This is a genomic window from Paraburkholderia dioscoreae, from assembly GCF_902459535.1.
GTDB classification, from domain to species: Bacteria; Pseudomonadota; Gammaproteobacteria; order Burkholderiales; family Burkholderiaceae; genus Paraburkholderia; species Paraburkholderia dioscoreae.
Window position 1 is genome coordinate 2,883,864 of sequence record NZ_LR699553.1, and the last position, 20,901, is coordinate 2,904,764.

Annotated in this window: 20 protein-coding genes; 2 read left to right on the plus strand and 18 right to left on the minus strand. The window is 63.5% G+C overall.

The genetic code is table 11. The features are described from left to right. Positions 1-85: 85 nt before the first annotated feature. From der to ndk, 8 genes are all read right to left on the minus strand, one after another. Positions 86-1,423: a ribosome biogenesis GTPase Der gene (gene der / locus PDMSB3_RS12935; protein ID WP_007181350.1), complete on the minus strand. Its 1,338-nt coding sequence runs from the start codon at positions 1,421-1,423 to the stop codon at positions 86-88. 442 nt (positions 1,424-1,865) lie between these two features. Next, positions 1,866-3,011 carry an outer membrane protein assembly factor BamB gene (gene bamB, locus PDMSB3_RS12940; protein ID WP_007181349.1) on the minus strand — a complete coding sequence of 382 codons (1,146 nt, stop codon included), beginning with the start codon at positions 3,009-3,011 and terminating at the stop codon, positions 1,866-1,868. An 86-nt stretch (positions 3,012-3,097) separates the two neighbouring features. Next, complete coding sequence (locus PDMSB3_RS12945) at positions 3,098-3,727, minus strand: YfgM family protein (RefSeq protein ID WP_007181348.1); 630 nt, start codon at positions 3,725-3,727, stop codon at positions 3,098-3,100. Positions 3,728-3,805: 78 nt separating this feature from the next. After that, positions 3,806-5,146 (minus strand): histidine--tRNA ligase, encoded by a 1,341-nt coding sequence (hisS, locus tag PDMSB3_RS12950; RefSeq protein ID WP_165186549.1) that lies wholly within the window; start codon positions 5,144-5,146, stop codon positions 3,806-3,808. Positions 5,147-5,167: 21 nt separating this feature from the next. Further along, positions 5,168-6,484: a flavodoxin-dependent (E)-4-hydroxy-3-methylbut-2-enyl-diphosphate synthase gene (gene ispG / locus PDMSB3_RS12955; protein WP_007181346.1), complete on the minus strand. Its 1,317-nt coding sequence runs from the start codon at positions 6,482-6,484 to the stop codon at positions 5,168-5,170. Positions 6,485-6,570: 86 nt separating this feature from the next. Continuing rightward, the gene (locus tag PDMSB3_RS12960) at positions 6,571-7,689 is read right to left on the minus strand and encodes a helix-turn-helix domain-containing protein (RefSeq protein WP_007181345.1); all 1,119 of its coding nucleotides are present in this window, start codon (positions 7,687-7,689) and stop codon (positions 6,571-6,573) included. 215 nt (positions 7,690-7,904) lie between these two features. After that, complete coding sequence (rlmN, locus tag PDMSB3_RS12965) at positions 7,905-9,056, minus strand: 23S rRNA (adenine(2503)-C(2))-methyltransferase RlmN (RefSeq protein ID WP_007181344.1); 1,152 nt, start codon at positions 9,054-9,056, stop codon at positions 7,905-7,907. A gap of 161 nt (positions 9,057-9,217) precedes the next feature. Then, positions 9,218-9,643, minus strand: coding sequence for a nucleoside-diphosphate kinase (ndk, locus tag PDMSB3_RS12970; RefSeq protein ID WP_007181343.1), 426 nt, complete (start codon positions 9,641-9,643; stop codon positions 9,218-9,220). 289 nt (positions 9,644-9,932) lie between these two features. Between ndk and PDMSB3_RS12975 the strand changes: the two genes are divergently transcribed. Next, entirely contained in the window at positions 9,933-10,631 is a 699-nt protein-coding gene (locus PDMSB3_RS12975; protein ID WP_007181342.1) for a Bax inhibitor-1/YccA family protein, read from the plus strand. Positions 10,632-10,767: 136 nt separating this feature from the next. On the opposite strand, the gene PDMSB3_RS12980 is transcribed toward PDMSB3_RS12975, so the two are convergent. The 10 genes from PDMSB3_RS12980 to PDMSB3_RS13025 all read right to left on the minus strand — a co-directional run bounded on the left by PDMSB3_RS12980 (position 10,768) and on the right by PDMSB3_RS13025 (position 19,957). After that, complete coding sequence (locus PDMSB3_RS12980) at positions 10,768-11,541, minus strand: MBL fold metallo-hydrolase (RefSeq protein WP_007181341.1); 774 nt, start codon at positions 11,539-11,541, stop codon at positions 10,768-10,770. 7 nt (positions 11,542-11,548) lie between these two features. Then, a complete protein-coding gene (bamC, locus tag PDMSB3_RS12985) occupies positions 11,549-12,688 on the minus strand; it encodes an outer membrane protein assembly factor BamC (RefSeq protein ID WP_007181340.1) in 1,140 nt (379 codons plus the stop codon). A gap of 133 nt (positions 12,689-12,821) precedes the next feature. Further along, a complete protein-coding gene (dapA, locus tag PDMSB3_RS12990) occupies positions 12,822-13,748 on the minus strand; it encodes a 4-hydroxy-tetrahydrodipicolinate synthase (protein WP_165186551.1) in 927 nt (308 codons plus the stop codon). 43 nt (positions 13,749-13,791) lie between these two features. Next, positions 13,792-14,391: a class I SAM-dependent methyltransferase gene (locus PDMSB3_RS12995; RefSeq protein ID WP_197740232.1), complete on the minus strand. Its 600-nt coding sequence runs from the start codon at positions 14,389-14,391 to the stop codon at positions 13,792-13,794. A gap of 37 nt (positions 14,392-14,428) precedes the next feature. Then, positions 14,429-15,631, minus strand: a complete 1,203-nt coding sequence (locus tag PDMSB3_RS13000) for a tryptophan--tRNA ligase (protein ID WP_007181337.1) — start codon at positions 15,629-15,631, stop codon at positions 14,429-14,431. Positions 15,632-15,636: 5 nt separating this feature from the next. Next, positions 15,637-16,299 carry a site-2 protease family protein gene (locus tag PDMSB3_RS13005; RefSeq protein ID WP_007181336.1) on the minus strand — a complete coding sequence of 221 codons (663 nt, stop codon included), beginning with the start codon at positions 16,297-16,299 and terminating at the stop codon, positions 15,637-15,639. 47 nt (positions 16,300-16,346) lie between these two features. Further along, entirely contained in the window at positions 16,347-16,982 is a 636-nt protein-coding gene (locus PDMSB3_RS13010; RefSeq protein WP_007181335.1) for an L-threonylcarbamoyladenylate synthase, read from the minus strand. 129 nt (positions 16,983-17,111) lie between these two features. Then, complete coding sequence (locus tag PDMSB3_RS13015) at positions 17,112-17,942, minus strand: 3',5'-nucleoside bisphosphate phosphatase (protein ID WP_007181334.1); 831 nt, start codon at positions 17,940-17,942, stop codon at positions 17,112-17,114. Between the two features lie 134 nt (positions 17,943-18,076). Continuing rightward, entirely contained in the window at positions 18,077-18,961 is an 885-nt protein-coding gene (locus PDMSB3_RS13020; RefSeq protein ID WP_007181333.1) for an alpha/beta fold hydrolase, read from the minus strand. 84 nt (positions 18,962-19,045) lie between these two features. After that, entirely contained in the window at positions 19,046-19,957 is a 912-nt protein-coding gene (locus tag PDMSB3_RS13025) for a ferritin-like domain-containing protein (protein ID WP_007181332.1), read from the minus strand. 368 nt (positions 19,958-20,325) lie between these two features. Here PDMSB3_RS13025 and PDMSB3_RS13030 point away from each other — a divergent pair, with 368 nt between their 5' ends. Further along, a complete protein-coding gene (locus tag PDMSB3_RS13030) occupies positions 20,326-20,850 on the plus strand; it encodes a gamma carbonic anhydrase family protein (RefSeq protein ID WP_007181331.1) in 525 nt (174 codons plus the stop codon). The last annotated feature ends 51 nt before the right edge of the window (positions 20,851-20,901 follow it).

Consider the following 20,901-nt stretch of genomic DNA (forward strand, 5'->3'; position numbering starts at 1 on the left):
GCTACACTATAGCCGATTTTCATTTTTGCGCGAGGCACCTGGCCAGGCGGCCAAAGCCAGTGCGCATGCGGGTTTCAGCCTGGATTTAGCCTTTATCCGCGTAAGGGTTCGTCGACGATCTGAACTCTATTCGCAATGGAGTCCCAGTCAGCTTGAAAGTTTCCCGGAAGCGGTTTTCGAGGTAGCGTTTGTAGGTTTCGGTGATCGCGTCGAGCGCGTTGCCGTGAATCACGATGATCGGCGGATTCTGTCCACCCTGGTGCGCGTAACGCAGTTTCGGGCGCACCGGACCGCGGCGGCGCGGCTGCTGGAACTCGACGGCATCGATCAGCGCGCGCGTGAGCTTCGGCGTCGGCAGCTTGGCCATGGCGGCGGCGTAGGCGTCGTCGACCGAGCGCATCAACGGGCCGATTCCGGTTTTTTCCGCGGCGGAAATGAAATGGAATTTGGCGAAGTCGAGAAATTTTAGTTTGCGCTCGAGGTCCGCCTTGGTGCGCTCGCGCACATGCGGATCGAGCCCGTCCCATTTGTTCACGCCCACCACCAGCGCGCGCCCCTGCTCCACTACGAAGCCGGCGATGTGCGCGTCCTGTTCTGAAATATCCTGGCGCGCGTCGAGCAGCAGGATTACGACGTTCGCGTCGGAGATCGACTGCAGCGTTTTCACCACCGAGAATTTCTCGATCGCTTCGAACACTTTGCCGCGGCGGCGCAGGCCGGCTGTATCGATCAGCGTGTATGGCTTGCCGCCGCGCTCGAAATCGACGTAGATCGAATCCCGCGTGGTGCCGGGCATGTCGAACGCGATCACGCGCTCTTCACCCACCAGCGCGTTGATCAACGTCGACTTGCCGACATTCGGCCGGCCGACGATCGCAATCTTCACGCCGCGTGCGGCTTTCTCGTCGTCGTTTTCTTCAGGCTGGCCGGCATAGGCGACTTCGAGCGCCTCGTTGATCATTTCCGTGACGCCGTCGCCGTGCGCCGCGGAAATCGCGCGCGGGTCGCCGAGTCCGAGTTCGTAGAAATCGGCGGCGACCGTGCTGTACTTCATGCCCTCCGCCTTGTTGACGACGAGGAAAATCGGCCGGCCGACCTTGCGCAGATAGTCCGCGATCGACTTGTCCTGCGGCGCGAGGCCATTGCGCCCGTCGACGATGAACACGACAATGTCCGATTCCTCGACCGCCTGGCGGGTTTGACGCGCCATTTCGTGCAGGATGCCGTCTTTGGCGACCGGCTCGAAACCGCCTGTATCGACGACCAGATACGGCCGCTCGCCGGTGCGCCCTTCGCCGTAGTGGCGATCGCGGGTGAGACCGGGCAGGTCGGCAACCAGCGCGTCACGCGAGCGCGTGAGCCGGTTGAACAGCGTGGATTTCCCCACATTGGGGCGCCCAACGAGGGCAATAACGGGTTTCATCAGATGTTGTTCACGGTGAAACGCGGGATCGAAATCGACCGTCCGCGTAGCGACGCCATGCGGCCGCTACACGGCAGCGTTTGACGAAAATTATCACGAATTCGGCCAGCTCCGGATGTGCTGTCAATATGCGCACCGGAGTGGACGGGGGTTTGGCTGTATGGGGCGGTGCAAGGGGCCGCCAGGTTCAGTCTTCCTGCTCGACGACTCGCACGCCAGTTCGAATACGATTCTCCGCGGTATTTGCGAAGATGCCGTCGATGATGGCGCCGCAAGCAGCCACCGATGGCCACGTAGCCCGTGTGCCATATCTGATCCGACTTGCCGGACCAGCCAGTCCGGCGTAATTCTTCTACTTACTCTGCCTTGCAACCAACTCTTCTGAAACGCGTGCGGCCGGCAAAGCCGGCCTGCACGCCAGACGGCGATTGGCCTCGCGCGATCAGCGCGGGCGGTAGCCGTACAGGTCGCCGTCGTGCGTCAGCACCACCAGCGTCTCGCCGGCCAGCACCGGCGCGGCGGTAATCGGGCTGCCGTCGGTCTTCACGCGGGCGACGAGCGTACCGTCGTCGCGGGACAGGAAGTGGACGTAACCCTGGTAGTCGCCCAGCACCGCAGCGTGACCCAGAATGAACGGCACGCTCAGGTCGCGGTTCTTCAGCTTGTCGTTCTTCCACAGCGGCGCGCCGCTGGCGACGTCGAACGCCGACACCACCGACCAGTCGTCCGCCGCGACCACGGCGCGGTCATCCTGCGCCAGACCGCTCGTGCTCGAAAACGCTTTTTCCCACACCGCGCGGCCCGAGTTCGCGTCGAAACAGCCAATCTGACCCTGGAACGTCACTGCGCAGGTTTCCGAACCGACCAGCGTGGGCGGACCGGTCACGTCGTTGATACGCTCCACTTCCGTCACGCCCTTCGGATAGGACACCGGCGTTTGCCAGTAGTTGTCGCCCGTCTGCAGGTTGATCGCGGCGAACGCGCCGCCCGGGAAACCGGCCAGCACGGCTGCGTCGCCCGCGAACGTCATGCCCGACGAGACGCGCAGATTGAGCGGCACCGCGCGGTTGCGGTAGTTCCAGCGCTGCTCGCCGGTTTGTGCATTGAACGCGACGATCTGGCCGTCGACCGTACGCACCACCACGAGGCCATTGCCGACGAGCGGCGGCGAAATGATCTCGCCCGGCGCCTTGGCAGTCCACAACTGCTTGCCGTCCGCGCCGAGCACGTAGACGTCGCCCTTCAGGCCACCGACCGCCGTGAGCGTGCCGTCGCTGCCGACACCCGCCGAGAGGTCGTCATGCAGCTTGATGCGCCAGATGTCCTGACCGGTTTGCGCATCGATCTTCGCAACCGAACCGTTCGCGCCAGCCGCGTACACCGCGTTGCCGACCGCCACCGGCGAAAACAGGTAACGGCCTGCCTTGCCGACGCTCGCCTTCCAGGCCTGCTGCACGTCGAGCACGGGTTTGAACTCGGTGAGCGGCGTCGGCACGCGGCGCTCGTCTTTCGTGGATGAGCAAGCCGCCATGGTGAGGACGGTCATCGCACAGGCAACGGGCACAGCGTAACGTTTCAGCAGATTCATCGGTGGACGAAGCATTCAGGAAATTAGTTAAAAGAGACCAACTGGTCGTTACATGCGGCGCTGATTATGGCGCTTACATGCGGCAATCAGCCGCCCAGCGCGTCCAGCTTGAACTGAATCAACTGGCGCGCCGAACTATCGTTTTTCGACAGCGAGTCGAGCGCGAGCTTGTAGGCCGCGCGCGCATCGTCACGCTTGCCTTGAGCGGCGAGCAGATCGCCGCGGCCGTTCGCCACGATGCCTTTGAACGCGTCGGATTGCGGTTCGGCGAGCAGCGCAAGACCCTGGTCGTAAGCCTTGTCGTCGAGCAGCAGCGAAGCGAGACGCAGTTTCGCAATCTGCTTGAACTCGTCATCTTTTGCGTGATCGATGGTCCATTGCAGTTGCGCCTTCGCGGCGGCTTCGTCGCCCGCGGCGTACAGCGCCTTGGCGGCGCCCAACGCGGTCATCTGCGCATACGCGGTGCGGCTGAACCTGTCTTCCATGTCGGCGGCGACGCGCGTGATCTTTGCCTTGTCGCCCGATGCCACGGCTTGCTGCACCTGGTCATATAGCACGGCGGCTTCCGCCGCCTCGCGCCGCTGCCAGAAATTCCAGCCGTTCCAGCCGGCCGCGGCCACCAGCGCCACCAGCACGATCCATGTGGTTGCATTACCCCACTGCGTCCACCATGCCTTCAGACTTTCAATCGATTCTTGTTCGTCGTGGTAACTCATTGCCCGGCGATTTCCTCTTTCTTGCTACATGTGCGTGTCGAGTCCGATTGAAAACCAACCGGCTCGACGACATCGCGATCAGTCGTCGCCGTCTTCGGCGGTTGCAACCATCGCATTGATTAGAAATTCGGTCAAGTCTTCGGCGGGCACGTTGTGTTGCTCGTTTTTACCGCCGTTAGCATTCGTATCGCGCAGCGGCTTCACGCCGACCGTGCCGTTGGCGATCTCGTCTTCACCGAGCACCACCGCGAAGGCCGCGCCGCTTGCATCCGCACGCTTCATCTGCGATTTGAAGCTGGCCGTCTGACCGTCTGCACTGCAATGCAGGATGACGTCGAGGCCCGTGTCGCGCAAACGCTCGGCGATGATGAAGGCCTGTTCGCGCGCCGCGTCGCCCTGGTGGACCACGTACACGTCGCAACCTTCGTCTTCCGGCACGAGTTGCTCTTCTTTTAGCAATTCGAGAATCCGCTCGATGCCCATTGCCCAGCCGCATGCTGCCGTGGGCTTGCCGCCGAGCTGTTCGATCAGCGGATCGTAACGGCCGCCGGCCGCGACGGTGCCTTGCGCGCCGAGCTTGTCCGTCACCCATTCGAACACGGTCAGATTGTAATAATCGAGACCGCGCACGAGACGCGGATTGATCGTGAACGGAATATTGTTCGCCTTCAGAATGCGCTGCAAACCGTCGAAGTGCGCGCGCGATTCTTCGCCGAGAAAATCGATCAGCTTCGGCGCGTTCTGCGCGACTTCCTGCATGGCCGGATTCTTCGTATCGAGCACGCGCAGCGGGTTCGTGTAGAGACGACGCTTCGCTTCTTCGTCGAGTACGTCCATGTGCTTTTCGAGGTGCGCGATCAGTTCGACACGATGCGCCGCGCGTTCGTGCGCGAGACCCAGCGAGTTGATTTCGAGCTTGATGCCCATCAGGCCGAGGTCGTCCCACAGGCGCTGGCACATCATGATGATTTCAGCGTCGGCGTCCGGACCGGCAAAGCCCAGCGCTTCCACGCCGACCTGATGGAACTGGCGATAACGGCCGCGCTGCGGACGCTCGTGACGGAACATCGGGCCGATGTACCACAGGCGCTTCGGACCGTCGTACAGCATGTTGTGTTCGATCGCCGCGCGCACCACCGCTGCCGTATTTTCCGGGCGCATGGTCAGATTTTCACCATTGAGCGCGTCGGTAAAGCTATACATCTCTTTCTCGACGATGTCGGTCACTTCACCGATACCGCGCTTGAACAACTGCGTATGCTCGATGATCGGCGTACGAATATTCTGGTATCCGTACGAACGCAGCATCGACTTGACGGTGGTTTCGAAAAATTCCCACAACCCGGCTTCCTGCGGAAGGATGTCGTTCATGCCCTTCACGCCGGACAGCTTTTCGAGCTTTTTCTTCTGTTCAGTCATCTGTCTTTCGATAGCCGATATTTAATTGAGCGCGTCGGCGCGGCCGTAGCGGCGCTCGACGTAGTCACTCACGATTTGCTGGAATTCTTGCGCAATGTTCTCGCCGCGCAGCGTCTTCACCTTTTCGCCGTCGATGAACACCGGCGCGGCAGGATTCTCACCCGAACCCGGCAAGCTGATGCCGATGTTGGCCTGCTTCGACTCGCCCGGACCGTTGACGATGCAACCCATCACCGCGACGTGCATCTTCTCGACGCCAGGATACTGATCGCGCCACACCGGCATCTGCGTGCGCAGATAGGTCTGGATCTGCGACGCCAGTTCCTGGAACAGCGTGCTGGTGGTACGACCGCAACCCGGACACGCGATCACCATCGGCGTGAACGAGCGCAGACCCATGGTCTGCAGGATTTCCTGGCCGACGATCACCTCGCCGGTGCGCGATCCGCCCGGTTCCGGCGTAAGCGAAATACGGATCGTGTCGCCGATGCCCTGCTGCAGCAACACGGACAATGCCGCGGTCGATGCCACGATGCCTTTCGAGCCCATGCCTGCTTCGGTCAAGCCGAGATGCAGCGCGAAATCGCAACGGCGCGCGAGTTCACGGTACACGGCGATCAGATCCTGCACGCCGCTAACCTTGCACGACAGAATGATCTGGTTGCGCGACAGACCGAGTTCGACTGCTCGCTCCGCCGAGCCGATCGCCGACTGGATGAGCGCTTCGTACATCACGCTTTGCGCTTCCCACGGCGTGGAACGCGCGGCGTTCTCGTCCATCATCTTTGCGAGCAGATCCTGATCCAGACTGCCCCAGTTGACGCCGATACGCACCGGTTTATCGTATTTGGCCGCGGCTTCGACCATCTGCGCGAACTGCGTGTCGCGCTTCGCGCCGTGGCCCACGTTGCCCGGGTTGATCCGGTACTTGGACAACGCCTCCGCGCAGGCGGGGTAATCGCGCAACAACAAATGGCCGTTGTAATGGAAGTCGCCGACGAGCGGCACCGACACGCCCATGCGGTCGAGCTGCTCGCGCACGGCCGGCACGGCCGCAGCCGCTTCCGGCGTGTTCACCGTGATACGCACCAGTTCCGAGCCGGCCTGCGCCAGCTCCTTGATCTGGATTGCGGTGCCAATGGCGTCCGCGGTATCCGTGTTGGTCATGGACTGGACGCGCACGGGCGCGTCGCCACCGATCGTGACGAGCTGGCCGCCCCAGCGGACGTCGACCGCGTGCGACTTGCGCCGCGCGGCCTGGCCGCCGAACACCGGCTCGTTGGAAACGATCTTGCTACTGGATTGGGATTGAGCTTCGGAATGCATCGAAAAACCCATTTACGCCGCATGCGCCACTCAAGAGACGTAGCGCCTGAATTGAAAAAGCGCCGCGGACCGGTTGGCCGCGGCGCATACCGTATCTGTCAAGGCAGCGCAAAGCGCGCCACATTACCTTTGGCCGCCGCATATTTCGACGGATCGACCGGCTGGCCGTCGAGCGTCAGCGATTCAAGACCGGCCTTGTTGCCAACCGTGATCCTGAACGGCGCCACACCCGTTACTTCTTTGGTATCGCCTGCGTGCACAAGGCCGGAGAACACTTCCTTGCCATCCTGTCCACGCACGCTGAACCAGCTGTCCTGCGTCACGCGCAATGCGACGATTGCCTCACCGGCAGCCGGCGCCACCGTTGCCGCCGACGCACCCGCGACCACCGCCGCCGGCGCACTTGCGCCCGGCGCTGTGGCAGCTGGGGCCTGCGACCCGGCCTTGGGCGCGGCCGCTGCCGCCGTAACCGCCGGCGCCGGCGCCGACGACGGCGTCGTGCCAGTGGCAAGCGGCGCAGGCATCAGCGTGGCCGATGCTGCATTCTCTGCTGCCACCTGCGCGTCCGGCGTGGACGCGGCCTCGTCCGCCGTTGCTTCGGAACCCGCCGCTTGACCTTGCGCCACCGCGCCCGATGCGCCGGTCGCGCCACCAGCGGCACCATTCGCACTCGCTTTCAGCCGCGCAAGCCACGCCGACGAATCGCCGCCGTTGGTATGCCACATGCCCAGCGCGATCACCGCGACGATCACCGCCGCCACGCCCCACAACCACGAGCGGCTCTTTTGCCCGCTGCCGCCCAGCGAAAGCGACACCCGGCCACGCGGCAAATCCTTACCCGACGACGCCGGCATCGACAGATCCGGCGCGGCCACGCCTTTCTCGCGCCGCAATGCCGCCGTGAACGGCGTGGGATCGGCGCCGAGCATCTTCGCGTAACTGCGCACCACACCCAGTGCGAAAGTGGTGTCCGGCAAGTGGCTGATGTCGCCCGATTCGAGCGCGCGCAACTTGATGGCGGACACTTTCAGACGCGCCGATACGTCCTCGATTGTCCAGCCTTTCGATTCACGCAATTGGGTCAAGCGCGCGCCAACCGCCGCCAACGAATCCATGCCCGGCTGCACAACGGGCTGCACCACCGCCCGTGCAACCGGCGCCGGATGGCCTTCGTTCGTGTCTGTGTCCTGCGGCTGCGGGTGCTGCGGCTCACTCATCCCAAATCCTTTCGCGTCGATTCTTTTTCACTTGTGCAACCCGGACGGGCTCAAGCCTCACGTCCAAATCGCAGACCGTTTATAACAAAATGCGCGGCCTTGTGCGCCGCTTCCGATCGCTTCTGCAAACTTTCTTTTCAATCGACACCGATACGGCAGGTCTTCGCGCGTTCGCAGAGCTTCTTCGAACACCGGCACCCTACCGTCCCGCACGATTACACGGCGCGAACCTCGATAATCTTCGCCGCCTTCCCGGTGCGCTCAGCGAGGCGAGTGCGGTCCTTCACCGCACCGGCCAACTGACCGCAGGCAGCGTCGATATCATCGCCGCGTGTTTTACGCACCGTGGTGACGACGCCCGCGTCCATCAACACTTGTGCAAACCGCTTGATCTGTTCCGGTTTCGAGCGGATGAGGCCCGATTCGGGGAACGGATTGAACGGAATCAGGTTGAACTTGCACGGCACGTCGCGCGTTACCGCCAGCAACTCGCGCGCTTGCGCTTCGCTGTCGTTCACGCCGTCGAGCATGCAATATTCAAACGTAATGAAGTCGCGCGGCGCGACCTTCAGATAGCGCTGGCAAGCCGCCATCAATTCGCGCAGCGGGTACTTTTTGTTCAACGGCACCAGCATGTCACGCAATGGATCGCTAGGGGCATGCAAGGATACCGCGAGCGCCACGGGCAGATCGGCGCCGAGCCGGTCCATCATAGGCACGACACCCGAAGTGGACAGCGTGACACGGCGGCGCGACAAACCATACGCGTTGTCGTCGAGCATCAGGCGCATGGCCGGCACGACCGCATCGTAATTGAGCAGCGGCTCGCCCATGCCCATCATCACGACATTCGTGACGACGCGCTCGCCCTTGCCGTCACCACCCGTGGCGCGGCCGCCGTCCACGCCGCGCGACGCGCGCAGCGCGAACTCGGCCATACGCAACTGACCGATGATTTCGCCGGTGGTGAGATTGCGAGAAAAACCCTGTTTGCCGGTCGAACAGAAACGGCAATTGACCGCACACCCGGCCTGCGACGATACACACAGCGTGCCGCGCGTTTCTTCGGGAATGTAGACGGTTTCAACCGCGTTGCTGTTGCCGACATCGATCAGCCACTTGCGTGTGCCGTCGGTCGAAATATGGTCGCTGACGATGCCCGGCATCGAGATCGTGGCGCGCCCCTTGAGCTTTTCGCGCAAGGACTTCGCCAGATCGGTCATGCCGTCGAAGTCGGCAGCGTTGTATTGGTGAATCCAGCGCTGCAATTGCTTGGCGCGAAACGGTTTCTCGCCCAGGCTGTCGCAGTAGGCGACAAGCCCTTGGGCGTCGAGGTCGAGAAGGTTGACGGTGGGACTGCTCGTCATATCGAATCCTGCCATTTCAGTGCGAGACTACGTTCATGCAACAAGCTGCATGAACGCCATGCCGTTCGCGCCCATTCCTGCTGCTTTTACCTTACTACTTTGCCGGGCGATTCGTGCGATAAATCCAGTCGGCGGCACGAATCCGGCATGGCAAGTCCTGCTTAACGCGAGTAGACGTTCACTTGCGGGAAGAAGAACGCGATTTCAACTGCAGCCGTTTCAGGCGCGTCGGAACCGTGCACTGCGTTCGCGTCGATGCTGTCTGCGAAGTCGGCGCGGATCGTGCCCTTTTCCGCCTTCTTCGGGTCCGTTGCACCCATCAGATCACGGTGCTTCAGGATGGCGTTTTCGCCCTCCAGCGCTTGCACGACAACCGGGCCCGAGATCATGAAATCGACCAGGTCCTTGAAGAACGGACGTGCAGCGTGCACAGCGTAGAACTTCTCCGCGTCGGCGCGCGACAGGTGAACCATGCGCGATGCCACGATCTTCAGACCAGCGTTCTCGAAACGGGTGTAGATCTGGCCGATCACGTTCTTGGCCACTGCGTCCGGCTTGATAATGGACAGGGTGCGTTCGATCGCCATAAAAACTCCAAAAAATTAAGAGGTTACAGATTCAAATGAATCCGCTATTGTAGCATGTTCCCGTGTATGATTGCGATTGAACCCTTACAACATTGAAAGACTCCAAGCAGGAGTTTCCGAATACTGGTAGCGTAGGCAGTGTCGGTATTTTCAGGGCATTGAAACTCCCTGCCCGCGCGCCAATCTTAGGGATGAGAGCGCCGCGGCCGGTGACAGAAATTCCCACGGCGCGGCTCGCTAAACCCGCTTCACAACCATACGTAACTTGCTTCTGAGGTAAGGAGAGACCATGAACGATCATCCGTATAGCTTTGGCCGCAATGGCGCGGTCAGCACGGTCGAAACGCGTAACCGCGTGCTACGGAACACCTACTGGCTGCTCGCGCTGTCCATGATTCCGACAGTGCTCGGCGCGTGGGTGGGCCTCGCCACGGGTTTCTCGCTGTTCGCCGCCACGAGTCCCGCCATGAGCATGCTGGCGTTCTTCGCGATCGCCTTCGGCTTCATGTTCGCCATCCAGAAAACCAAAGACAGCGCGGCCGGCGTGTTCGTGCTGCTCGGCTTCACATTCTTCATGGGCCTGATGCTGTCGCGCATCCTGAGCTTCGTGCTCGGTTTTTCGAACGGCCCGTCGCTGATCATGCTCGCCTTCGGTGGCACTGGTGTGATCTTCGCGTCGATGGCAACCATCGCCACGGTCAGCAAGCGCGACTTTTCGGGTCTCGGCAAGTGGCTGTTCATGGGCGTGATCGTGCTGCTGCTGGCGTCGGTCGCGAACGTTTTCCTGCACCTGCCGGCGCTGATGCTTACAGTGTCGGTCCTCGCCATCGTGATCTTCTCGGCCTACATGCTGTTCGACGTTCAGCGCGTCGTGAACGGCGGTGAAACGAACTACATCACTGCCACGCTCGCGATTTACCTGGATCTGTACAACGTGTTCGTCAACCTGCTGGCGCTGCTCGGTATCTTCGGCGGCAACCGCAACTAAGCCTGATTCGGGGCGCGGCGTTCGAAACGCCTCGCCCTTGAAAGGACAAAGCCCCTAACGAGCGATCGTTAGGGGCTTTTTTCATTGGCGCCGCGACGTCCGCCGCGCCGGGAGAGCAAGAGGCATCTGGCGTGGATTACACGCTCAGCCACGCAAACCCGTCGTCCTGCGAAGCCACCACCACGTCCGTGGGCGCCGTGCCCAGCACACCGGCCATAGCCGCCTGCGCCAGTTCCGGCAGATTGTTCTGCTGGCTCAGATGCGCGGCGACTAGATGGCGCAATCGCGAACGGTCGAGCGAGGCCAGAATTTGAGCCGCCGCGTCGTTGTTCAGATGCCCGTGATTGCCGCCGATGCGCGCTTTCAGCGACTGCGGATAGCGGCTGCCCGCCAGCATCCGCACGTCGTGATTGCATTCGAGCACCAGCGCGTCGCAACCGCTCAGCATCGCGCTGATATGCGGCGTGGACGTACCGACATCCGTCAGCACACCGAGCCGGCTCGCGCCGTTTGAGAACACGTATTGCAGCGGCTCGCGGGCGTCGTGCGGCACGGTGTAAGGGAGAATGCTGAGGTCGCCGATCGCCACCGCTTCGTCGCCCCACAGCACCTGCAGGTCGATATCGGCTTTGTCGGCTCCCACCGCGCGGGCGGTCCCCCAGCTCATATACAACGGAATCGACCACTTGCGCGCCAGCGTCAGCGCACTGCCAATGTGGTCGCTATGCTCATGCGTGATCAGAATCGCGTCGAGACCTTCGACGCTCGCGCCGAGCCGCGTCAGACGCCGCTCGACCTCCTTTGCCGAAAAGCCGCAGTCGAGCAGCACGCGCGTGGTGGTCGCGCCGCTTTGCGCTTCCACCAGCAGGGCATTGCCTTCACTGCCGCTGCCGAGACTCGCGAACCTCACGGGCCGCTTAGTTCAGTTGCGCGTGCAGCAGCGTCACGATGCGCTGCGCGTCGGACGAGTTGTCCACCTGCCCATTCGCGTCCAGCACGGCCACCTGCGTCACGGCGTCACCCTTCGAGCGCACGTTGACGAGGAATTCCTGACCCGGCTTTTTCGACGAATTGCCGCTGTAGAACAGCTTGCCGAGCAGCCCTTCTTTCTTCAGTTCCTGCATCGAGTCCGCGTAGCGCACGTAGTAGATGCCCTTCGCACGATCGCGGTTGTCGACGGTGAAGTTGGTGCGGTCGAGCGCGAGGCCCACGCGCAGCCATGCGCGATCGAACGACTCCTGCAGGTCGAGCGTGGATGCGCCCGCGCTCTGGTCGAGCGTGGTCGGTGCGGCCGCCGGACGCGCGTCGGTCAGCAGTTGCCTGGATTGCGTTTCGGTCAGGCCGAACTTCTGCATCAGCTTGGTGAGGAACAGCGCTTCGAGCGCCGGATCACGCGGACGCTCTTCCCAGCGCGACGATGTCTTGTCCTGCCCGGTCATCACTTCCTCCATTGCGCTGTGCGTGATGGAGATATCGGTCGTGCCGCCCGGCGCGCGCGAGACGAGCGTGCGGAAACTGTCACGCGTGCCCGACGAATACGCGAAGTCGATCACCTTGCCGACCGTGCGGCGGAACCAGTCGTCCGGGATATTGGCGCGGTTTTCGGCCCAGTCGGTCGTCATGATGCCGGTGGCCGGCGCGTCGGTCTTCAGCGCGAAGCCGTTTTCCTGCCAGAACTCCTGCAACTGCGGCCAGAGCTGTTCCGGCGAGCGGCCGTCGACCACGAGCCAGCGGCGATCGCCGTCACGTTCGATATGCATGCCGAGCGGATCCTGCGCGTTCGGCTGGCCTTCGGTCGAATTGCCGGCGGCCGTCACCGCGCGCTTCTGAGCGCCGCCCAGCGCCAGATTGGCGGGCGGTGCGACGTAGCGCTGATCGGTCGGCGTAGTGCTCAGATCGCCCGGAACGGCGAGCGGCGGCGCACTGCCCGCGCCCTTGTAGTTGACGCGGTCGGAAGCAAACCAGTCGTTCAGCGTGTCACAGCCGGCGAGCGTCGTAAGGGCAAGCGCCAGCGCCGCCATGCGGGTTGCGTGGAGGGAAAGTGCGGAACGTTTCATGAGGTCCTTCGTGATGCTGGAACGCGGTGCCTTGGTTCTGTGTGCCGGGAACGCGGGCTGGATCGACGTCGGTTAAGGGAGTGCCGGTGGCAGGCTTTCGTTAGCGCTACGGGTTGCCGCGGACGCTATCCGCCTAGCCCAGCAGGCCCGCTTCGCGCAGCGCGCCGCGCACCACTTCGTGGTACTGCGGGTCGAGCGGCGTAAGCGGCAGGCGGATTCCGCCCTGCACACGACCCATTTGCTGCAGCGCCCATTTGGCCGGAATCGGATTCGATTCGACGAACAGGTTCTTATGCAGCGACAGGAGTTTCAGATGAATCTCACGGGCGGTCTTAGCATCCGCGGCGAGAGCGGCCTTGCAGAGATCGCTCATGGCGCGCGGCGCGACGTTGGCGGTGACCGAAATATTGCCGTGGCCGCCGAGCAGCATCAGCGCGATCGCGGTGGGATCGTCGCCGCTGTAGATGCCGAAGTGCGACGGCGCAAACTTGATCAGATGCGCGGCGCGATCGATATTGCCGGTCGCTTCTTTCACACCGATGATGCCCGGCACCTGCGCGAGGCGCAGGATGGTTTCGTTGCTCATGTCGGCAACGGTGCGGCCCGGCACGTTGTACAGAATCACCGGCAGATCGACGGTTTCCGCGATCTTCGCGAAGTGGCGGTAGATGCCCTCCTGCGTCGGCTTGTTGTAGTACGGCACGACCTGGAGCGTGGCGTCGGCGCCGACCTCTTTGGCCCGCTGGGTAAGTTCGATCGCCTCGGTCGTGGAGTTGCCGCCCGAGCCCGCGATCACCGGAATCCGGCCCGCCGTGTGCTCGACCGCGGTCTTGACCATCAGCACGTGTTCTTCGACCGACAGCGTGGCCGACTCGCCGCTCGTGCCGACCACGACAAGAGCGTTCGTGCCCTCTGCAACGTGCCAGTCGATCAGTTTGCGAAACGCCGGCAGATCCAGACTGCCGTCTTCGAGCATCGGGGTGATGATGGCAGGAATGCTGCCGCGAATCTGAACGCCGTCGTTGCTGCCGAGCTTGCTGCTTTGGTTGCCGTTAGTCATGAAACGCCATGAATTTGATCAGGTAAACCGCGATTGTAGCGGATTAGCCAGCCAACTCGTAACAAGGCGGGGGTGCCGCCTGCGCGGGGTCGTCTGAGCGCTCCGCCTCCAGAATTGCGCAGATCCGCTGGACGTAAGCCGGGCGCGGCTGCGCAAGAAAACCATCTTGAAATGCGACTACCCGGAGTTTGCCGCGCACGCGCTCGAGAAGCTCGCCGGGCGCCAGCAAAAACGCCGGATTGGAAGGTTTGCCGACTCTTTCGTTTCCTTGCGCGAAGGTCTCGTAGACCAGCACGCCGCCCGGAGCGAGCGCGTGCAGGAGCTGCGCGAAGAGCGGCCGGTGCAGGTAATTCGTCACCACGACGGCGGCGAATTTCGCCTCGGCGGGCAACGGCCAGCCGGCACCTTCGAGATCGGCTTCGAGCGGCGTGACGAGCGGCTCTCCGCGCAGGGTAGCGAGCGCCGCCGCATCCCGGTCGATGGCCGTCACCGGATGCCCCAGCGCCGCAAAGAACCGCGCATGCCGCCCCGCCCCGCACGCGACGTCGAGCACCGCGCCGCCCGCCGCGACCAGATGCGCCCAATCGCGCACCCAGGGCGACGGTTCGCCCAATCCATGCAGGGCGGCAGCGGGCGTGTTCATCGGAGTGCTCATACCTTGGCGCGGCTCGTCGGTTGCGTCAGTTGTACGAGAGGCCCATCGCTTCGCGGACGTCGCGCATCGTTTCCGAAGCAAATTTGCGGGCCTTGTCACAGCCGTCGGCGACGATCGCGCGCAACAGCGATGGGTCGTCCATGTACTTCTGCGCGCGCTCGAGCATGGGCTGCTGCTCGCGCAGAATGCCTTCGATCACCGGCTGCTTGCACTCCAGGCAACCAATGCCGGCTGTCCGGCAGCCTTTCTGCACCCAGTCGTGGGTGGCTTCGTCCGTATAGACCTGATGGAGCTGCCACACAGGGCACTTGTCGGGGTCGCCCGGATCGGTGCGGCGCACGCGGGCCGGATCGGTCGGCATGGTGCGGACTTTCTTCGTGATGGTTTCCGCGTCTTCGCGCAAGCCGATCGTGTTGCCGTACGACTTCGACATTTTCTGCCCGTCGAGACCCGGCATGCGCGACGCCTCGGTCAGCATGGCTTGCGGCTCGACCAGAATGATCTTGCGCGAACCTTCGAGGTAGCCGAACAGGCGCTCGCGGTCGTTCATCGACAGACTCTGCGATTCCTGCAACATGGCGCGCGCCTGTTCGAGCGCTTCGTCGTCGCCTTCCTGCTGGTAGGCGTTGCGCAGTTCGTGATAGAGCTTGGAGCGCTTGCCGCCGAGCTTCTTCGCCGCCTCGTTGGCCTTCTCCTCGAAGCCTGGTTCGCGGCCGTACAGGTAGTTGAAACGGCGCGCGATTTCACGCGTCATTTCGACGTGCGGCACCTGGTCTTCACCAACCGGCACGAGCGAGCCGCGATACAGCAGAATGTCCGCCGCCATCAGCACCGGATAGCCGAGAAAGCCGTAAGTGGACAGATCCTTGTCCTTCAGCTTCTCCTGCTGCTCCTTGTAGGTCGGCACGCGTTCGAGCCAGCCGAGCGGCGTGCTCATGCCAAGCAACAGCGCCAGTTCGGCGTGCTCGGGTACCTTGCTCTGGATGAACAGCGTGGCCTGCGCCGGATCGATGCCGGAGGCAAGCCAGTCGGTCAGCACGTCCCAGACGTTCTTTTCGATCACTTCGGGCGTTTCGTAGTGCGTGGTCAGCGCGTGCCAGTCGACCACGCAGAAGAAACACGGGTATTCGGACTGCAACCGCACCCAGTTTTTCAGCACGCCGTGATAATGGCCGAGGTGCAACGACCCGGTGGGCCGCATGCCGGAGAAGATACGGTCTGGGAACATGATATTTAGAAAAGCGAAACAAGGGGAGTCAGAATGGCGGTGATCGCGCTGTACCCGATCGTGACGAGCGGGTTCAACCAGTAACGCGTCAGCGTGCCCGTCATGACCAGTGCCATCACGATGAAAAAGCCGTACGGTTCGAGGCGCGACAGCGTGATGGATTGGCGCGGCGGCAGCAGCGCCATCAGCACACGGCCGCCGTCGAGCGGCGGCAGCGGAAACAGGTTGAGCACGCCGAGCACGAGGTTCACGCCCACGCCCGCTCCCGCCATGCGCGTGAAGAAGGGCTCGTCGACATTCAACACCGCCAGCGCGACCCCGAACAGGCCCCAGATCAGAGCCTGCACGAAGTTGCAGGCCGGCCCCGCCGCCGCGACCCACAGGCTGCCCCAGCGCGGATTGCGCAGGTTACCGAAGGCGACCGGCACCGGCTTGGCGTAACCGAACATGAACGCGCCGCTGGTGGCGAAGTACAACAGCAAGGGAATTGCAATCGTGCCGAGCGGATCGATGTGCCGCATCGGATTGACGGAGACGCGGCCGAGCACGTAGGCGGTATTGTCGCCGAGCCAGCGCGCGACGTAGCCATGCGCGGCTTCGTGCAGCGTGATGGCGAAAATCACGGGCAACGCATATACCGCAATGGTCTGTATCAGGGAAGAATCCATAACTCGTTATTGTAACAACGCGATTGCGTGCGTCTGTCCGCTTTCACTCATGCCGTCTCTGCAAGGCCGAACGGCGCGAGAGAACCGCGCCCTGCCCGCACCAGCACCGGTTCGGCACCGGTCAGATCGATCACCGTGGAAGGCTCGCACACGCAAGGGCCGCCGTCGATCACCAGATCCAGTTGCTTTTCCAGGCGCGCCCGGATTTCTTCCGGGTCGTTCAGCGGCTGGGTTTCGCCCGGCATGATCAGCGTCGAGCCGAGCAACGGCTGGCCGAGTTCCTCGAGAATCGCCAGCGTGATCGCGTGGTCCGGCACGCGCAGGCCGATGGTCTTGCGCGACGGATGCGAGAGGCGCCGCGGCACCTCCTTGGTAGCCTGCAACACGAATACGTACGGGCCGGGCGTCACCGATTTGATCAGCCGGTACTGCCGGTTGTCCACCATCGCGAAGTTCGAGAGCTCCGACAGATCGCGCACCAGCAAGGACAGCAGTTGCTTCTCGTCGAGTCCGCGAATGCGCCGCAGACGCTCGACCGCTTCCTTGTCGTCCAGATGGCAGGCGAGCGCGTAGCTGGAATCCGTCGGCAGCGCGACCACGCCGCCATCTTTGATGATCTGCACGGCCTGCTTGACGAGGCGCGGCTGTGGGTTATCGGGATGAAGCCGGAAGTATTGGGACATGGCGACTAACGTTGGCTGACGGATGAACAGCGGATGAACGGCAATGGAGTTCTGGCCGAAGACCGGCCGGAAGCACGCGCCGCGCCCAACCGGCGGTCGCGCCGGACGTGCCGCCCCGGCACGGCGCGGTCACAGCCAGCGTTCCCAGACGGGCTTCAGATCGGCGGGCAGCGGCGGCAGCGTGCCGAGGTCGACGCGGCCTTCGCCGGCTGCGTGGAAGTCGGACCCGCGCGACGCCTCGAAGCCGAAACGGCGCGCGACATCCGCGTATTCGCGATACTGGTCGGGCGTATGGCTGCCTGTCACCACTTCGATCGCCTTGCCGCCGAGATCGATGAATTCGGCGAAAAACGCGTCGAATTCGACCGGCGAGTACGCATACCGGCCCGGATGCGCAATCACGGCTTCGCCGCCTGCGGCCTGGATCCAGCCGACCGCATCGGCCAGTTTGGCCCAGCGGTGCGGCACGTAACCGGGTTTGCCGTCGCCGAGATAGCGGGTGAACACGTCCTGCGTGGAACTGGCGTAGCCGCTTTCCACCATGAAACGGGCGAAATGCGTACGCGAAATCATGTCCGGGTTCGACACGTATCTGAGCGCGCCCTGATAGGCGTCGGGTATGCCGAGCGTGGCCAACTGCTCGCCGATCGCCTCCGCGCGCGCGGCGCGGCCGTTGCGCGTGCGCGCGAGCCCGTCGATCAGGACGGAACTGGTCGGATCGATGCCCAATCCGACGATGTGCACCGTGCGCGAAGCCCATGTCACCGAAATTTCGACGCCGCTCAGATAAGCCATGCCGAGCGCTTCGGCAGTGCTTTTCGCTTCGCGCTGACCGCCCAGTTCGTCATGATCGGTGAGCGCCCACAGCGTCACGCCGCCCGCGTGCGCGCGGCGCGCGACATCGGCCGGCGCGAACTGGCCGTCGGAAACGGTGGAGTGACAGTGGAGGTCGGCGTTCATCGTTGTCTTGAAAAGGATCAGCACTCATTTTACTGCAACGCAGTAAGTGAACGCAGAGCTATCTCGCGCAACCGCCGCCCCGAAGGAAATCCCGTTGGCGGTTCGCGGGAAACCCTGGAAACGATTTTAAAGCGCTATGCGCAAAACCCCTCGATCAGCGCGGCCACCTGCTCCGGCTGGTCGTGGTGCACCATGTGCCCCGCTTCGTCGATGATCTTCTCGCGCCAGTTCGGGAACGCCTGAAAGCGCGCCTTGAATTCGTCGAGCGGGATCTCGCCGGCGATCTGCGCGAGCGTCGGCGAGTTGGCGGCTTCAACGTGCAGCACCTTCGCGCTCACCTTGCGCCACGTCGCCATCACTTCGTCGAGGCGGTACAGCGCGGGGCCGCGCAGTTTGTGCGCGGGATCGGCGAGCAGCATGAAGCGCCCTTCACCGTCCGGCTTCGACCAGTGCTGCGCGAGGAACTGCGCGCGCTGCGGATCGAGGCGCGGATTGGTTTTGACAAGGCGCGCGGCGACGTCGTCGAGCGACGCGTAGCGCTTCAGTTGCGGCGGATCGCGCAATTCGTCCAGCCAGTTGCGCAGGCGTTTGGGCGCCTGCGCCGGGTGCGACGGCGCGAGACCGAAGCCTTCGAGGTCGACTACGCGCCGCACCCGCTCCGGCCGCACGCCTGCATATACGCAGGCGATATTCGCGCCCATGCTGTGGCCGACCAGATTCACTTCGCCGGCCGGCGCATAGTGGTCGAGCAAGGCGTCGAGATCGGCCAGATAGTCCTGAATCCAGTAATTGCCGCCGCCGCGCTCAGCCACTGGCCAGTCCGACAGGCCGAAACCGCGCATGTCCGGCGCCAGCACCTGCCAGTCACCGCCCAGCGCGTCGACGACGAACTGGAACGAGGCCGCCACGTCCATCCAGCCATGCAACATGAATAGCATCGGCGCGTCCGGGTTGCCCCAACGCCGCACATGCAGACGGATGTCGCGCACGGCGACGAATTCAGAGCGGGAAGTGTTCATGAACGGCGCGTCCAAAAAAAGAATGGTCGTTCGATTATAACGAGATAGCCGGCCGATGCACGGCGCCGGATTGCGAAGGAAACCTCAACCGGCGGCGGCCGGCGGCGCGGGTTCCGGCGCGTCGAGGCCCGCCAATGCTGCCAACTCGGCCAGTTCCGCCTCGTCGAAACCGGCATCGCGGCGCGCCTCGAAATTGAACGGACCACGTAATTTCGGTGCGTGATACTGGTCGGCGAGGCGCGTGTAAGTCTCGTGAGGGTCGAGCCCGCTGCCATCGCACAGGTAACGGAACCAGCGGTTGCCGATCAGCACGTGGCCGATTTCATCGCGCAGGATCACGTCGAGAATGGCTGCTGACGCCTGATCGCCCGCCTGCAGCAGGCGCGCGCGGATCGGCGGCGACGCGTCGAGGCCGCGTGCTTCGAGCGTGCGAGGCACCAGCGCCATGCGCGCCAGCACGTCGCCGCGGGTGCGCTCGCACATGTCCCACAGGCCGTCGTGGGCTGGAAAGTCGCCGTAGACGTGGCCGTACTCCGCAAGGCGCGCGGCCAGCAGCGAGAAGTGATACGCCTCTTCGGCGGCGACTTTGAGCCAGTCGGCGTAGAACGCGGCGGGCATGCCGGCGAAGCGCCAGACGGCGTCGAGCGCGAGATTGATGGCGTTGAATTCGATGTGCGCGAGCGCGTGCAGCAGAACCGCGCGCCCTTGCGGCGATTGCATGCTGCGCCGCTTCAGATGGCGCGGATCGACCAGTTCCGGCCGCGCCGGACGGCCCGGCAGTCCGGCCGGTTCGTCGAACGCGAGGTCCGCGGCGCATGCCATGCTGCCTTCGAGCACCGCGGCATAGAGCGCGCGGGCCGCGGCGGCCTTGGCGATCGGGTCGGCTTCGCGCAGTGCGGCGAGCGCCGCGGCGCGCGCGCAATGGGCGCTCCGCCCGGCATCGGCGACAGATGAATCGGGCGACGCGGACAACGCGGACGGAGCGGCAGAGATCATGACGAGCGGATCGACAAAGGAAACAGCAACGGAAGCCCGAAGCGCGGAGGCTGACGAAACGGCGGAGCGAGCGGCGACCGCCAAGTCAACACGCTGCCGTCAAAGCAGCCGTCGCGATAAATCGCGATAAATCGCGATAAACCTACGCAGACCGTGGCCCGAGCAGCGAAGCGGCGAATGCCCGTGCGGCTCCGGCAAGCGGGGCCGGCAGCGGCTCAAGCACACAACCGTTTACAATACCCGATTCGACGACCATTCAGCGCGCCCGGTGCGCCGGAGCGGCGCAGCCGCCCGGGGCGCAAGACCTGTCGGGCGGGTCTGCCGCCCTATCCCGCCACGTGCGTAGCGACCGATCAAAAGGAGACACTGTGACCATTTACAAGCTTGGCGATGCCGCCCCGACCATCCATGAAAGCGTGTTCGTCGCGGATTCAGCGAGCATCATCGGCAACGTGACGCTCGGGGAGAACGCCAGCGTGTGGTTCAGCGCGACGATTCGCGGCGACAACGAGCCCATCACCATCGGCACGGGCAGCAACGTGCAGGAAAACGCCGTGCTGCACACCGACCCCGGTTTTCCGCTGACGGTCGAGCCGAACGTGACGATCGGCCACCAGGTCATGCTGCATGGCTGCACGATCAAGGAAGGCTCTCTGATCGGAATTCAGGCCGTGGTCTTGAATGGCGCGGTGATCGGCCGCAACTGTCTGGTCGGAGCGGGCGCCATCGTCACCGAAGGCAAAGTGTTTCCCGACAATTCGCTGATTCTCGGCGCGCCCGCCAAAGTGGTGCGCGAACTGACCGAAACAGACATCGCCAACATGCAGCGCGGCGCGGCAACCTATGCCGAGCGCCGCGAATATTACAAGGCGCAGCTCGTGCGTATCGGCTAACCAGCCGGAGCGCGCAGCGCGCACGGCGCGGCATCACGCTGCGTCATTCGA

Bases quoted from the DNA above. Each gene is read 5' to 3' on its own strand.
- der (WP_007181350.1), bottom strand. From the start codon at position 1,423: ATGAAACCCGTTATTGCCCTCGTTGGGCGCCCCAATGTGGGGAAATCC.
- bamB (WP_007181349.1), bottom strand. From the start codon at position 3,011: ATGAATCTGCTGAAACGTTACGCTGTGCCCGTTGCCTGTGCGATGACC.
- PDMSB3_RS12945 (WP_007181348.1), bottom strand. From the start codon at position 3,727: ATGAGTTACCACGACGAACAAGAATCGATTGAAAGTCTGAAGGCATGG.
- hisS (WP_165186549.1), bottom strand. From the start codon at position 5,146: ATGACTGAACAGAAGAAAAAGCTCGAAAAGCTGTCCGGCGTGAAGGGC.
- ispG (WP_007181346.1), bottom strand. From the start codon at position 6,484: ATGGGTTTTTCGATGCATTCCGAAGCTCAATCCCAATCCAGTAGCAAG.
- PDMSB3_RS12960 (WP_007181345.1), bottom strand. From the start codon at position 7,689: ATGAGTGAGCCGCAGCACCCGCAGCCGCAGGACACAGACACGAACGAA.
- rlmN (WP_007181344.1), bottom strand. From the start codon at position 9,056: ATGACGAGCAGTCCCACCGTCAACCTTCTCGACCTCGACGCCCAAGGG.
- ndk (WP_007181343.1), bottom strand. From the start codon at position 9,643: ATGGCGATCGAACGCACCCTGTCCATTATCAAGCCGGACGCAGTGGCC.
- PDMSB3_RS12975 (WP_007181342.1), top strand. From the start codon at position 9,933: ATGAACGATCATCCGTATAGCTTTGGCCGCAATGGCGCGGTCAGCACG.
- bamC (WP_007181340.1), bottom strand. From the start codon at position 12,688: ATGAAACGTTCCGCACTTTCCCTCCACGCAACCCGCATGGCGGCGCTG.
- dapA (WP_165186551.1), bottom strand. From the start codon at position 13,748: ATGACTAACGGCAACCAAAGCAGCAAGCTCGGCAGCAACGACGGCGTT.
- PDMSB3_RS12995 (WP_197740232.1), bottom strand. From the start codon at position 14,391: ATGAACACGCCCGCTGCCGCCCTGCATGGATTGGGCGAACCGTCGCCC.
- PDMSB3_RS13000 (WP_007181337.1), bottom strand. From the start codon at position 15,631: ATGTTCCCAGACCGTATCTTCTCCGGCATGCGGCCCACCGGGTCGTTG.
- PDMSB3_RS13005 (WP_007181336.1), bottom strand. From the start codon at position 16,299: ATGGATTCTTCCCTGATACAGACCATTGCGGTATATGCGTTGCCCGTG.
- PDMSB3_RS13010 (WP_007181335.1), bottom strand. From the start codon at position 16,982: ATGTCCCAATACTTCCGGCTTCATCCCGATAACCCACAGCCGCGCCTC.
- PDMSB3_RS13015 (WP_007181334.1), bottom strand. From the start codon at position 17,942: ATGAACGCCGACCTCCACTGTCACTCCACCGTTTCCGACGGCCAGTTC.
- PDMSB3_RS13020 (WP_007181333.1), bottom strand. From the start codon at position 18,961: ATGAACACTTCCCGCTCTGAATTCGTCGCCGTGCGCGACATCCGTCTG.
- PDMSB3_RS13025 (WP_007181332.1), bottom strand. From the start codon at position 19,957: ATGATCTCTGCCGCTCCGTCCGCGTTGTCCGCGTCGCCCGATTCATCT.